Source organism: Kribbella sp. NPDC055071 (assembly GCF_053608045.1).
The window spans coordinates 35154-47866 of sequence record NZ_JBSGUS010000022.1; the positions used below are offsets into that span (position 1 = coordinate 35154).

13 protein-coding genes are annotated in these 12713 nt (G+C 68.6%); 9 read left to right on the plus strand and 4 right to left on the minus strand.

Annotated elements, in window-relative coordinates:
* Positions 1 to 21 precede the first annotated feature (21 nt).
* Entirely contained in the window at positions 22 to 1095 is a 1074-nt protein-coding gene (locus tag ACWF4Z_RS30500; RefSeq protein WP_452246616.1) for a CobW family GTP-binding protein, read from the minus strand.
* Positions 1096 to 1196: 101 nt separating this feature from the next.
* Positions 1197 to 1598, minus strand: coding sequence for a hypothetical protein (locus ACWF4Z_RS30505; RefSeq protein WP_452246617.1), 402 nt, complete (start codon positions 1596 to 1598; stop codon positions 1197 to 1199).
* 153 nt (positions 1599 to 1751) lie between these two features.
* On the opposite strand from ACWF4Z_RS30505, the gene ACWF4Z_RS30510 reads away from it, so the two are divergent.
* The 6 genes from ACWF4Z_RS30510 to ACWF4Z_RS30535 all read left to right on the plus strand — a co-directional run bounded on the left by ACWF4Z_RS30510 (position 1752) and on the right by ACWF4Z_RS30535 (position 7259).
* Positions 1752 to 2963 carry a GNAT family N-acetyltransferase gene (locus tag ACWF4Z_RS30510; RefSeq protein ID WP_452246618.1) on the plus strand — a complete coding sequence of 404 codons (1212 nt, stop codon included), beginning with the start codon at positions 1752 to 1754 and terminating at the stop codon, positions 2961 to 2963.
* 17 nt (positions 2964 to 2980) lie between these two features.
* Positions 2981 to 3721, plus strand: coding sequence for a DUF4129 domain-containing protein (locus ACWF4Z_RS30515; protein WP_452246619.1), 741 nt, complete (start codon positions 2981 to 2983; stop codon positions 3719 to 3721).
* A gap of 46 nt (positions 3722 to 3767) precedes the next feature.
* Positions 3768 to 4361 carry a hypothetical protein gene (locus ACWF4Z_RS30520; RefSeq protein WP_452246620.1) on the plus strand — a complete coding sequence of 198 codons (594 nt, stop codon included), beginning with the start codon at positions 3768 to 3770 and terminating at the stop codon, positions 4359 to 4361.
* 6 nt (positions 4362 to 4367) lie between these two features.
* Positions 4368 to 5348 (plus strand): AAA family ATPase, encoded by a 981-nt coding sequence (locus tag ACWF4Z_RS30525; RefSeq protein ID WP_452246621.1) that lies wholly within the window; start codon positions 4368 to 4370, stop codon positions 5346 to 5348.
* Entirely contained in the window at positions 5348 to 6649 is a 1302-nt protein-coding gene (locus ACWF4Z_RS30530; protein WP_452246622.1) for a DUF58 domain-containing protein, read from the plus strand. The genes ACWF4Z_RS30525 and ACWF4Z_RS30530 overlap by 1 nt, the downstream gene beginning before the upstream one ends.
* A gap of 61 nt (positions 6650 to 6710) precedes the next feature.
* Positions 6711 to 7259 carry a hypothetical protein gene (locus ACWF4Z_RS30535; protein WP_452246623.1) on the plus strand — a complete coding sequence of 183 codons (549 nt, stop codon included), beginning with the start codon at positions 6711 to 6713 and terminating at the stop codon, positions 7257 to 7259.
* Between the two features lie 7 nt (positions 7260 to 7266).
* Here the strand turns inward: ACWF4Z_RS30535 and ACWF4Z_RS30540 are convergent, their stop codons facing one another.
* Positions 7267 to 7818 (minus strand): TetR/AcrR family transcriptional regulator, encoded by a 552-nt coding sequence (locus ACWF4Z_RS30540; protein WP_452246624.1) that lies wholly within the window; start codon positions 7816 to 7818, stop codon positions 7267 to 7269.
* Positions 7819 to 7918: 100 nt separating this feature from the next.
* Here ACWF4Z_RS30540 and ACWF4Z_RS30545 point away from each other — a divergent pair, with 100 nt between their 5' ends.
* Both ACWF4Z_RS30545 and ACWF4Z_RS30550 read left to right on the plus strand, forming a co-directional pair.
* Positions 7919 to 9361, plus strand: a complete 1443-nt coding sequence (locus ACWF4Z_RS30545; protein ID WP_452246625.1) for an MFS transporter — start codon at positions 7919 to 7921, stop codon at positions 9359 to 9361.
* Positions 9362 to 9370: 9 nt separating this feature from the next.
* Positions 9371 to 9694 carry an MmcQ/YjbR family DNA-binding protein gene (locus ACWF4Z_RS30550; RefSeq protein WP_452246626.1) on the plus strand — a complete coding sequence of 108 codons (324 nt, stop codon included), beginning with the start codon at positions 9371 to 9373 and terminating at the stop codon, positions 9692 to 9694.
* Here the strand turns inward: ACWF4Z_RS30550 and ACWF4Z_RS30555 are convergent.
* Positions 9691 to 10908: a neutral zinc metallopeptidase gene (locus ACWF4Z_RS30555; protein WP_452246627.1), complete on the minus strand. Its 1218-nt coding sequence runs from the start codon at positions 10906 to 10908 to the stop codon at positions 9691 to 9693. The genes ACWF4Z_RS30550 and ACWF4Z_RS30555 overlap by 4 nt on opposite strands.
* A gap of 109 nt (positions 10909 to 11017) precedes the next feature.
* Here ACWF4Z_RS30555 and ACWF4Z_RS30560 point away from each other — a divergent pair, with 109 nt between their 5' ends.
* On the plus strand, positions 11018 to 12709 hold the full coding sequence (locus ACWF4Z_RS30560; RefSeq protein ID WP_452246628.1) for a DUF885 domain-containing protein: 1692 nt from the start codon (positions 11018 to 11020) through the stop codon (positions 12707 to 12709).
* The last annotated feature ends 4 nt before the right edge of the window (positions 12710 to 12713 follow it).

Below are 12713 nucleotides of genomic sequence, written 5' to 3' on the forward strand. Positions count from 1 at the left end.
TTGTGCTTCAAGGGGTTCTGGTCAGAAGACGCCTGCGAAGGGGTCTTCCAGGTCTTTCCAGTTGAGGGTGGCCAGTTCGGATTCGGTGAGTAGGCAGGCGTCCAGGATGCTTTGGAGGCGGGCTGGGTCGAGGCCCATGCCGGTGGCCACTACTGTGCATTCGGCTAGGTGGTTGGTTTCGGACCACTCGCCTAGCGTGCCTAGGGATGCGCTGTACCCGGCTGATTCCCAGCGGACTCGTTGGGTGGGGCGGTTCGCCAGCCAGACCACGCCGCGGCTGCGGACCACGCCGTTCACGATGTCTTCGAGCGCGTCGTTCAGGCGAGCAGGGTGCAGTGGGCGGGTTGACCGCCACAGCACTGTGGTCACGCCGTCTCCGCTGGGCTGGACGCGGTCGGACGACGCAAGCTCACCGGCCCACGCCTCGGCCTGTGCGTAGTCGAACAGACCGGTGCGCGACACAGCTGCGGTCGGCGCGCCAGCCGGGTCAGCTGCAACCACTGTGGTCCGTGGGTTCAGGTGCGAGAGCAGGTGGTGCAGTCGCTCCGGACTGGGGTTGCGGTGCGCATTCGCGAGCACGCACACGTCGGCGTACTCGATCTGTCGTGCGGTGAGCTCAGCGACGTTCCGCCGATCCGGCAGCCCCAGCGCGAGTCCCCGCTCAGCCAGGAGCTCATCACCGGACAGCTGCTCAACCAGCAGTACGGCGTCAACCACACAGGTGACCGTGTCGACCGCCAGCTCAGGCAGTGCCGCCACCAGCGTCGTCACGAGGGGACGTGCCTCCATCGCAGGCGGAGCAGCCAGTACGACGTGATCCCAGTGCGCACGCGCGACGAGGGTCTCGAGCAACGGCAGCAGTGACTCGATCAGCTGGCACGCACCGCAGTCGTCGCCGACAGTGAACTCGCCGGCGTCGATCGGTCCGGACGCATCCTGCACGCGCCACGAGAGCACGCCTCGCTCGGACAGCTCGTCCTGATCCACGACGACCGCGACCGTGGTCGCGTCTGTCATTGCCTCCAGCACCGGCTCGCGCAGCGTGCTGGACAGGCCGGTCAGCAGGGACAACGGCGTCTTCGGTTGGGCGGTCATGCCGACGAGTATATGAAAACGGTTTTCATCAGTCTAGAGCCGGGGCACCTCGGCTTTCCCGTCCTGCCGGGAAATTTCCCGTCCTGCCGCGGATGCGCGGCTTACGCGTCCGGATAGTTGCCCAGGCTGTAGACCAGGACGAACCCGAGCAGGTCGACGCCCACCAGCACCCACAGGAACACGTCCTTGCCCGCGGTCAGCTTCGCCATCGCGGCGACCTCCTTGACCACGAAGAGACCGGCCGCGATCAGGCCCGCGGCGACCAGGAGGTCGAGGATGTACGGCCCGAACGAGCTCCGGTTCCACAGTAGGACGAGGCAGAGCAGGACGGCGCCGACTCCGACGCCGACCGCGACGAGCCAGGCCGGCTGGTGGTGCAGGTGTGCGCGGGAGATCCACAACGAAGTGGTGAGCGAGCTGAAGGTGAGGGCCGTACCGATCACGAAGCGGACCACGCCGTCCGTGGTGATGACCGGCATCCCGTCGTCACGAAGGCTTGCCATGCTCTCCATGGTGCCCCGATCAGGCCGGCCCATGAGCAGACGGCAGGTTGTTGCCTCGATCCGCGGAACCAGTCAGGTACTGAGTACGCATTCCTTAGGCATTCTCCCGGAACTCTCCGGACTCGAGGCTGGATCGTCTGATAGGTAAGGGGTATGGCGATCGAGATCGAGCGGTTCACCGGTGGGTGGGAGGAGCTGATGGAGCTCCTCGACATGGCGTTCTCGTCGCCCTGGACCGAGGCGCAACTGGAGTCGGAGCGGCGGGTGTGGGAGCCGGAGCGGAGCACGGTCGCGGTCGATGCGGGACAGTTGGTCGGCCACACCGGCGCGTTCTCCTTGCGGATGACCGTGCCAGGTGGGCAGGTGCCGATGGCCGGCGTGACGCTGGTCGGGGTCCGGCCGACGCATCGCCGGCGCGGGATCCTGCGTGACCTGATGCGCGCGCAACTGACCGAGATCTACGAGGCCGGCGCAGAGCCACTGGCCGGGCTGACCGCAAGCGAGGCCGTGATCTACGGTCGCTTCGGCTACGGACTCGCGAGCGATCACCAGAAAATCACGGTCCGGAAGGCTCTGCGCGAGTTGTGGCCAGTTGCAGGCGTTGACGACGTACGGATCAGGTCCGTCGATGTGCGGGAGACGCTCGGGGTGTGTGCGGCGTTCCGGAATCGGATTGCCGCTGGGCGGCCGGGGATGTTCGAGCACAACGAGCGTTGGCAGGAGTATTCGATCCGAGAGACCGTGACGACCGACGTGCGCAGCGTCTCGAAGCTGCGCTGCGTGCTGGCCGAGCGCGACGGCGAAATGACCGGATATGCGTACTACCGGACCAAGCGGGCCGACCGCGGGTCGGTGCAGGTCAGCTACGTGCATGCGGTCGACACTGCAGCACACGCCGCGCTCTGGCGCTATCTGCTCGAGCCCGACCTGCTCGGCGAAACGCAGTGCCGGCGTCTCGCCTCGGACGACCCACTCCTGGACCTCCTCCTCGATCCCTGGGAGGCATCACCGACCACCGACGACGGCCTCTGGCTCCGCCCGGTCGATGTCGGACGGGTGTTGGCTGCCCGGACGTACGCGCGGGAGCTCGACGTCGTGCTCGCAATCTCCGACGACTTCCTCCCCTGGAACGCGCGGAGTTGGCATCTGACTGGCGGCCCCGACGGCGCGACCTGCGAGCCGACGACGCGCGCGCCCGACCTGACCCTGCACGTCCGCGACCTCGGCGCCATCTACCTCGGCAAGCCGTCCCTGATCCGGCTCGCCCGGGCCGGACTTGCCGAAGAACACACCCCCGGATCCCTCGCCGCAACCTCGCAAGCGTTTTCCACCGACCGCCTTCCGTACCTCGATACGGGCTTCTGATCGGTTAGCCTTCCGAGATGCAGAGGCGGCGGCGGGGTGCGCTTGCGCTGGCTACGCTCCTGATGGCTGGGGTCGCGGCGGCGGGGTTCGTGGTGCTTGCGTCGGCTGGGGGTTCGGTGAAGCCGCTGAGCGAGAGCACGCTGCGGGCGAGTCCAGAGCCGGAGCGGATCGGCACGTTGACTCCGACAGCCCATCCGCCGACACCGATCGGTGGGCCGCCGCAGCGTCGGCGGGAGGCGCAGCCGGTGCCCGAGTGGTTCAAGGCCCTGGTGCAGGCGCTGATCTGGGTGGTGATCGCCGCGGGTGTGGTGGCGCTGGGTTGGTTGATCTACCGCATCGTTCGTGCGGTCAAGCTTCCGGAGGCCGAGCCCGCCGACCCCGATTGGGAGCGGGTGAAGGCCGACAAGCTCGCCGAAGCCGTGGATACGGGCCTGGCCGGAATCAACTCCGGTACGGCGACCGACGCGGTGATCGCGTGTTGGGTCGCGCTGGAGGAGGCGGCTGCGTCGGCGGGCGTGGCTCGCGAACGGTCGGAGACGCCGGCCGAGTTCACTGTTCGCGTGTTGAGCATCGGCGACATCTCCGAGCCGGAGTTGGTGCGGCTCGGAGAGCTGTATCGCGAGGCCCGCTACTCGACGCACGGCTCGACCGAAGCCGCCCGCTCCGAGGCGCGAGCTGCCCTGCTGCGCCTGAGGGACGAGTTGGCCGTCGCCCGATCGCTGCACGATGAGGCACCGGACCCGGTGGTGAGCCCATGATCGGCGACAGTAGTGCGATGGGCCGGGGGACGGGCGGGGTGGCGCGATGACGTCGTACCGGTGGACTCCGCTGGAGGAGAAGGGGCCGCCGCCGGATCCGAAGGAACGCCGGATCCGGTCGATGCGGCTGAACACGGTGCTCCTGCAGCATGTCGGGATCACAGTGCTGGTCAGCCTGCTGCTCGTGGCGGTGTTCGGGGCCGCGGGGATGGCGCCACGACCGTTGTGGTTCGTGGCCGCCGCACTGGCGATCGGCTTCGGGTCGCTGGCGATTCGGTTGCTCTCGCCGCAGCTGCTCGAGACCAGCTGGCCGACGCGGCACGACGAGCAGCTCGCGGCGATGCGGACCCGCAGTGAGGACAACCGGACCCAGTTCATCTCGACCTGGCTCACGGAGTCGAGTCGTGAGCGCCGGGCGGGTGAGGGATCGCAGACGTTCATTCGCCGGATCCGTCCGCTGCTGCTGGAGCTCAGCACCGATCGGCTCGTCCATCGCCACGGCGTCGACCCCGAGCTCGAGCCGGAGCGAGCCCGCGCGATCACCGGCGATCGGCTCTGGAACCTGATCGCCGGCGACGAGAAACGTACTGCGTCCCTCGACGAGATCGAGTACGCGATCCACACCATCGAGAACCTGTGAGGAACTGTGACTGATCCCGAGCTGACGCTCGCCGAGGTGTCCGGGTTGTGCCGGCAGGTGCTCGAGCGGGTGAGCCAGGCAGTGGTCGGGAAGGCCGACGCGCTGGAGTTGGTGCTGGCCGGGATCCTCGCCGGTGGACACGTCCTGCTCGAGGATTACCCGGGGCTGGCGAAGACGCTGGCGGCGCGGTCGTTCGCGCAGGCGCTCGGGCTGGAGTTCCGGCGGGTGCAGTTCACGCCCGACCTGTTGCCGTCGGACGTCACCGGCGCGTTCGTTTACGACCAGAAGAACGCGGAGTTCGTGTTCCGGCCGGGACCGATCTTCACCGGTCTGCTGCTGGCCGACGAGATCAACCGGACCCCGCCGAAGACTCAGGCCGCGCTGCTCGAGTCGATGCAGGAGCATCAGGTCACGGTCGAAGGCCAGACCTTCCCGCTGCCGGTGCCGTTCCACGTGCTTGCCACCGCGAACCCGGTCGAGTACGAGGGCACGTACCCACTCCCCGAGGCGCAGCTCGACCGCTTCATGCTGCGCATCGGCTTCGGCTACCCGAGTCCCGAGGAGGAGTGGGAGGTGCTTCGGCGCCGGATGAGCCGCCGGAGCGAGGACCAGACGGTCGAGGCTGTCACGGACGCCGCCGGACTCCTGGCCGCGCAACGCCGGGTCGAGACCGTCACGGTCGACGACACCGTCGGCCAGTACTGCGTCGAGCTCGCGGCGGCGACTCGTCGTGACTCGCAGGTCCTGGTCGGGGCGTCACCGCGTGGTTCGCTCGCGCTGCTCCTCACCGCCCGGGCGTACGCCGTGATCCAGGGGCGGGACTACGTCGTACCGGAGGATGTGAAGGCGGTCGCCGTGCCTGCGCTCGCGCACCGGATCACTGTGCGGCCGGAGCTTTGGCTGCATGAGGTCACCGGTGCGACGGTCGTTCGCACTGTCCTCGGGACGGTCGCGACACCGCCGACCGTGGTCGGCGCATCCCGCTGATGAGATGGCGACCGACCCATGCGCAGATCCGGGCGATCTGCGCGGCCGCGGTGCTACTCGGCATCGCGGTGCTCGCGCGACGGCCGGACGCGGCGGTGTTCGGGTTGCCGTTGGCGTTCCTCGCGGTGTGGGGGAGATACTTCCGGCCGCGGGAGCAGCCCGAGGTGCACACCGAGCTGGACACGGACGTGTTGTTCGAGGGGCAGGCGACGACGTACCGGCTGCGGGTGTCCGGGACGGTCGACCCTGATATCGATCTGATCGTGGCGGCGCTGCCGCGCGCGCAGTGGTTCGAGTACGACCCGCCGCAGGCGGCGATCGCCGAGCCGGTGACCGATGGCGTGGTCACGCTCGAGGTCGGGCTGCGGTCGAAGCGGTGGGGCCGGCGAGCGTTGGAGCGGCCAACGGTTGCGGCCACGTCGGTGCTGGGCGCCTATCGGCTCCAGGTGACGTCGGCGGAGACGTTGACCGTGGCCACGTTGCCGTTGCGGGACGGGTTCGAGGCGGTCGACGCCGTACCGCGGCCGGCTGGTCTGGTGGGGTTGCATCGGTCGCGGCGACCGGGTGAGGGGACGGAGCTGGCTGGGGTTCGGCCGTTCCGGACCGGGGATCGGTTACGGCGGATCAACTGGTCGGTCTCCGCGCGGACCCAGGAGCTGCACGTCACGTCGACCTGGTCGGATCGGGACACCGAGGTGGTGATCCTGCTCGACACCGGCGGCGAGATCGGGATCAGCGAAGGGATCGACGGGCGGTCGAGCAGCCTGGATACGGGCGTGCGGGCGGCGGCGTCGATTGCCGAGCATTACTTGCGGCATGGGGACCGCGTCCGGTTGATCGACACCGGGAACCTGGTTCGTGGCGTTCGCTCCGGCAGCGGTCGCGGGCACCTGCGCCGGATCCTCGACGCGCTCGTGCACGCCGATCGCAAAGGTCGTCAGCAGGACGAACAACAACTGGCCCGGCGGAACCGGATCAGGTCCGACAGTCTGGTGCTGGTGCTCAGCCCGCTGCTCCGACAGGCGATGCTCGGGTACGTCGTGACCCTCGTGCACTCTGGTTGCACCGTCATTGCCGTGGACACGCTGCCGCCGGATGTCGCGTCGGCCGTTGACCTGGACGAGCACGACATCCGCACCTGGCCGTTGGCTTGGCGGCTTCGTTTGCTTGAACGCCGCCGCGATCTCGACCGCCTCAGCGACCTGGGTGTTCCCACGGTTCCGTGGCGAGGCGCCGGCACCCTCGACGAAGTCCTCAGAGACGCCTCCCGCCTAGCCTCAGCCCCTCGGATGCGCTCATGAGCACCGCTGACCCCCGCTCCACCACCCCAGGGCGGCCGGCAGCCGTGGATGGAGTGCGCTCATGAGTACCGCTGAGCGGATTACGTTGTGGTTGGCTCAGGTTCGGGCTTCGGGGCGGGCTGTGTTGCTGGCTCGGTTGGTGATTGCGGTGGCGGGCGGTGTGGCGTTGCTGGTGCCGGCGGTTCAGTCGTGGGACGAGCTCGACCTGATTCCGTTGGTCGGGGTGCCGATGCTGATCGCGGCCGTCGTGTTGCCGGATTCGCTGGCGGGGTTGGTGTTCCTGCTGATCGTCGCGGCCGGCTGGTTGATGCGCGCGCCGAACGAGCTGACCTGGGGCCTGGCGGTGACCGCGATCGCCTTGGTGGTGGTGCATCTGGCGAGTGCGTTCGCGGCACAGGTCCCGTCGTACGCGCGGGTGCACCGGGACGCGATCCGCCGCTGGTGGTTGCCGACGGCAATCGCCGTGGTGATCATCCCGGTGATCGCGATCGCCGCAGCCGTGGTGCAGGGCGCGGACGTGGCCGGCTCATTGCTGATCACGGTTGGTGCGCTGCTCTTCGTCACGGTGACGATCTGGTTCGCCGCCGGTCAGAAACTCGGCCGCGACTAAGGCATGGCTAGTCGTCCTTGGGGCCGAACGTCTCGGTGATCTCTTCGGCCCAGGCGGTGGGGACGGCCTTGGGGCCGAGGACCTGCATGGCCGACATGACGGTCAGGAGCATGCCGGTGCCGAGGAAGTCGCGGGCCTCCTGCGGGGTTGCTCCGGTGAGTTCGCGGATCAGGGCGTAGATCCGGCCGAACCGCTGGCGGACGCAGTCGCCGATGGCCGGATCGCCGCTGGCCGAGAAGCCGTGCAGGAGGACCAGGAGGACCTCGGGCTCGGACAGCAGGCGCTCGTAGTTCGCCCCGAGGTTGCTCAGCTCCGGTGACTCGGCCGCCGCCTCGCGGAAGATCTGCTCGATCCGGTCGCAGACGCTCTGCACGGCGGCCAGGAAGAGTTGCTGCTTGGTGCCGAACAGCCGGATCACGTACGGCTGGGAGACACCCGCCATCCGGGCGATCTCATCGGTCTTGGTCCCCTCGTACCCGGACGCGCCGAAGGCCTGCACTGCCGCCTTCAGCACCTCTTCGCCGCGCTCGGCCGCGGTCAGTCGCACCCTCGTCGCCATGTCTCTCCTCCGTCTCCCTTGACATGTTATCAGTGGATGCATACTTTAGTCCTGCGCACTTGTTATCAGTGAATTACAACTAGCCGGCCGAGAGGCCGGGATGGGTGAGGTAGAGATGACGTCGACCGCTCTCGATCAGCCGGGGCTGGGGTCCGGACCCACGTCGGCGCGAGCCCGCAGGTACGGGCTCGGCGCTGTCCTGACCGCGGTGGGGATCCCCACCTTCATGGTCACCCTGGACAACCTGGTCGTGACGAACGCGCTGCCGGTGATCAAGACCGAGCTCGGCGCGTCGCTGTCCGACCTGCAGTGGTTCGTGAACGCGTACACGCTGTCCTTCGCGGCGTTGCTGCTGACCGCGGCCGCGATCGGCGACCGGCTCGGCCGGCGCCGGATCTTCCTGGCCGGGATCGCGCTGTTCACGCTGGCGTCCGCGGTGTGTGCGCTGGCGACCGAGCCGTGGATGCTGATCGGCGCCCGGGCGATTCAGGGCGTCGGTGCCGCGGCAGTGATGCCGTTGTCGCTGACGTTGCTGGCGGGCGCCGTACCCGAGAAGCAGCGCAGTGCCGCAATCGGCATCTGGGGTGGCATCTCCGGATTGGGCGTTGCTGTTGGCCCGGTCGTGGGTGGAGCCGTTGTGGACGGACTGAACTGGCAGTGGATCTTCTGGCTGAACGTGCCGATCGGTGTGCTGGCCATAGTGCTCGCCGCGCGGGTTCTGACCGAGTCGAAGGGTGCTCCGAAGCGCCTGGACATTCTCGGGTTGGTCCTGGCCACAGGTGGCGTGCTGTCGATCGTTTGGGGTGTTGTGCACGGCGCCGACGACGGTTGGACCTCAGCCGGCGTCTTGGGCACGCTGATCGCCGGTGTGGTGTTGCTGGCCGCGTTCGTGAGTTGGGAGCGCCGGACTGCCGCCCCGATGTTGCCGCTGCGGTTGTTCTCGGACCGTGCGTTCAGCGCTGTGAACATCACCTCGTTCACCTTCGCGGTCGGCGTGTTCGGTTCGGTGTTCTTGCTGGCCCAGTTCTTCCAGGTGGTGCAGGGCTACACCCCACTGCAGTCAGGCATCCGGACGCTGCCGTGGACGATGGCGCCGATGGTGGTCGCGCCGATCGCCGGTCTGATTGTCGACCGGGTCGGTCCGCGAGTGCTGATCGCCGGCGGGCAGGTGTTCCTGGCGGTGGCGCTTGGCTGGATCGCAATGATCACGACTGCGACGACCCAGTACGGCGAACTCGTCGTACCGTTCGTCCTGGCCGGGATCGGGATGGGTCTGACGTTCGCACCGGCGGCCAGCGTCGTGATGGGTAGCGCACCCGACGCGGACCGTGGTGTCGCGTCCGGTACGAACAACACCATCCGTGAGGTGGGGGTCGCGATGGGCGTCGCCGTACTGGCCTCGGTCTTCGCCTCGGCCGGATCGTACGACTCGCCGGCTCAGTACGCCGCCGGTCTGGTTCCCGCGGTCTGGACCGGCGCGGGCATCGTCGCGGTCGGTGCGGTCGTCGCACTCCTCCTGCCAGGGCGGAAGCGGGCCGCTTAAGGTATGCGGGTGCTCGACGCAGACGACGTACGACGGATCGCGCTGTCCCTCCCGGAGACCGTGGAGAAGCAGCGGTGGGGACACCCGACCTTCGATGTCGGCGGACGGATGTTCCTCACGGTGCCGGACGACGGGACCTCGTTCGCGGTGCGGTGTCCGCGGCTGGAGCGCGAAGAGCTGATCGCGGCGGAACCCGGGAAGTTCTGGGTTCCGCCGCACGAGGCGGGTTCGAACTGGGTTCGGGCCCGCCTCGACGCGCTCGAGGACGCCGACGAACTGCACGACATCCTGATCGACTCCTGGCGCCAGGTCGCGCCCGCCAACCTGCTCTAACTGACGTTGGCCGCCGAGGCCGCGAACGTGTTGCAGGACGCCGGATTGGCGGTGGTGAAGGACTTCCCCATGAAGCGGGCCTGACTGGCCACGCTGCCGTGGTCGCCCTCCTCGGGTTTGTCGCCGGCGGTCACGACGTACTTGGTCCAGACGCTCAGCATCAGACCGTTGATCGGATAGCTGCGCTTGTTCGCGGCCAGGAAGACACCGGCGAAGCAGTTCGCCTGCAACTCCATCCGGCGGGTCATCCGCATCTGGCCGGCCTCGTCGGGCTGCTCGTAGCGCATCGCGCTCGCCGCCTGCAGGATCCCGGTCATGTACTGCACGCTGTGGCCGTACTCGTGCGCGATCGACCGTGAGTACCACATCCGGGCGTAGGCCTTCGCCTCCGCGTCCGGGTACTCGTTGTAGGACTTCACGAAGACGTCGACCTTCATGTACATCACGTGGTTCGCCGAGCAGTAGAACGGCACGCTGACCGGTCCGCTGCCGCACGGGTTGTTGATGCTGGTGCCCTGCCAATACATCATCGTCGGCGCCTTGAAGGTGTAGCCGGCCTTCGCCACCAGCGGGGCCCACGACTTGTCCAGGCAGGGCTTGATCGCGGCCCAGTACGAGGCCGCGTTACGGGCCGTGGTCGGCCGGACGCTCGGCTCCTTGCAGTTGACCGTCGGCATCTGACCGACGGCGTAGAGCGCGTTCTTCGCCGCGATCTCCGCATCGGACTTGCCCTGCGAGGGCGACGCGGTGTTCGTCGGCTGTTCGGTCGGGGCCGAGGTGGGCGATTCGACCGGCTCCGGCGTGTAGCGACCCGAGCTGACCGGCGGGGTGGCGTCGTTCTCGGCGTTCTTCTTGATCACGCCGACCATCCATGCGCCGACTACGACCACCCCGACGATGCTCAGGATCGCGATCAGCGGGCCCTTCGACTTCTTCCGCGGCCGCTGCGGCTGCCAGCCCGGCTGGAACCCGGGCCCGCCCGGACCGGGCGGCCCGAAGGTGGGTCCCCAACCGAACCCCGGTCCCTGCTGCGGCGCCATCGAACCCGGCCCGTACTGCGGGGGACCGCCGTACGGGTTCGGTGGTGGTCCGGCGTAAGGACCGGGCGGACCGTAAGCAGGCTGCGGATAAGGAGCAGGCTGCTGGTAAGGCCCAGGCTGATTCGGGTACGGCGGATTCTGGTTCGGCGGACCGCCGTACGGTGGCTGGCTCAACGCCGGCCCCTCTCTCCACGACTGACATGCGAACGGCCCCCAGTGCCCGCAACAGTATCGGCAACAAATGGGGTCAGCTGAGCCGGTCCCGCGCTGTAGGGTCGGCCAGGTGACTCCAGCCAACACCCCGAACGCCCCGATCGACCAGGTCGCCGAGGGCTACCTCGAGCAGTACGTCGTCCTGCAGCCGGCCGGCGCCACCTTCATGGGCATCGCCGGCCACGATCACGAGTTGCCGGACTACTCTCCGTCCGGGTTCGACGGGCTGATCGAGCTGACCCGGCGCTCCGTCGCCGCGGCGCAGGCGACCGAGACCGGCAGCCCGCGCGAGGAGGTCGCCAAGGACGGATTCCTGGAGCGTCTCGGCCTCGCGCTGGAGTCGCTCGAGGCCGGCCTCCCGCAGCGTCAGCTGAACGCGATCTCCTCGATCCCGGCCGAGATCCGGCAGGTCTTCGACTTGATGCCGACGGCAACGGATCAGGACTGGGAGACGATCGCGATCCGGCTGAACCAGGTCGGTACGGCGCTGGACGGGTATCGCGACACCCTGCTCGAGCAGGCCGGGCAGGGCCAGGTGTCGGCGGTCCGCCAGGTGAACGACCTGGCCGCGCGGATCGCCAGCTGGACCGGCGCCGACGGCGACGACTTCTTCGCCGGCCTCGCCGCGCAGGCGCCGGACGGTGCGATCAAGCCGTCGGTCGAGGCCGCGGCGGCGTCGGCGCGGAAGGCGTACGAGGAGTTCGGTGCGTGGTTGACCGCCGAGATCGCGCCGCAGGCCCCGCAGCGGGACGCCTGCGGCCGGGAGACGTACGAGCTGGCGTCGCGCTACTTCCTCGGCGCGGCCGTCGACCTCGAGGAGACCTACGCCTGGGGCTGGGCCGAGCTGGCCCGGATCGAGGGCGCGATGCAGACGATCGCGGCCGACCTGAACGGCGGCGACCGCTCGATCGAGGCGACCGCCGCGCTGCTCGATGACGACCCGAGCCGCAAGATCCACGGCAAGGACGCGTTCCGCGACTGGATGCAGCAGATGTCCGACGCGGCCGTGACCGAGCTGGCCGGCACGCACTTCGACATTCCCGACGAGATCCGCACGCTGGAGTGCCGGATCGCGCCGACCTCCGACGGCTCGATCTACTACACGCCGCCCAGCGAGGACCTGACCACCCGGCCCGGCCGGATGTGGTGGGCCGTGCCGAACGGCGTACAGGATTTCGCCACCTGGCGTGAGGTCACCACCGTCTACCACGAGGGTGTGCCCGGGCATCACCTCCAGTGCGCGCAGACGATGCTGCGCACCGACCTGCTGAACCGCTGGCAGCGGATCGACTCCTGGGTCTCCGGCCACGGCGAAGGCTGGGCCTTGTACGCCGAGCGCCTGATGGAGGAGCTCGGATACCTCGAGGACCCCGGCGCGCGGTTCGGCATGCTGGACGCGCAGGGGTTCCGGGCGGCTCGGGTGATCGTCGACATCGGCATGCACCTGGAGCTGGAGGTTCCGCGGGACAACCCGTTCGGCTGGCGGCCGGGCGAGCGGTGGAACGCCGAGCTCGGGCTCGAGTTCCTCCGGGCGCACTGCCGAATGGAGATCGAGTTCCTGCGGGCGGAGCTGAATCGCTATCTCGGGTGGCCCGGGCAGGCGCCGTCGTACAAGGTCGGTGAACGGATCTGGCTGCAGGCACGCGAGGACGCCAAGCAGCGGAAGGGATCCGCGTTCGACCTGCGGCAGTTCCACTCCGACGCGCTGAACCTCGGGTCGATCGGCCTGGACCCGCTGCGCCGAGCCCTCGCGAAGCTGTGAGTCC

Bases quoted from the DNA above. Each gene is read 5' to 3' on its own strand.
- ACWF4Z_RS30500 (WP_452246616.1), bottom strand. From the start codon at position 1,095: ATGACCGCCCAACCGAAGACGCCGTTGTCCCTGCTGACCGGCCTGTCC.
- ACWF4Z_RS30505 (WP_452246617.1), bottom strand. From the start codon at position 1,598: ATGGCAAGCCTTCGTGACGACGGGATGCCGGTCATCACCACGGACGGC.
- ACWF4Z_RS30510 (WP_452246618.1), top strand. From the start codon at position 1,752: ATGGCGATCGAGATCGAGCGGTTCACCGGTGGGTGGGAGGAGCTGATG.
- ACWF4Z_RS30515 (WP_452246619.1), top strand. From the start codon at position 2,981: ATGCAGAGGCGGCGGCGGGGTGCGCTTGCGCTGGCTACGCTCCTGATG.
- ACWF4Z_RS30520 (WP_452246620.1), top strand. From the start codon at position 3,768: ATGACGTCGTACCGGTGGACTCCGCTGGAGGAGAAGGGGCCGCCGCCG.
- ACWF4Z_RS30530 (WP_452246622.1), top strand. From the start codon at position 5,348: ATGAGATGGCGACCGACCCATGCGCAGATCCGGGCGATCTGCGCGGCC.
- ACWF4Z_RS30535 (WP_452246623.1), top strand. From the start codon at position 6,711: ATGAGTACCGCTGAGCGGATTACGTTGTGGTTGGCTCAGGTTCGGGCT.
- ACWF4Z_RS30540 (WP_452246624.1), bottom strand. From the start codon at position 7,818: ATGGCGACGAGGGTGCGACTGACCGCGGCCGAGCGCGGCGAAGAGGTG.
- ACWF4Z_RS30545 (WP_452246625.1), top strand. From the start codon at position 7,919: ATGGGTGAGGTAGAGATGACGTCGACCGCTCTCGATCAGCCGGGGCTG.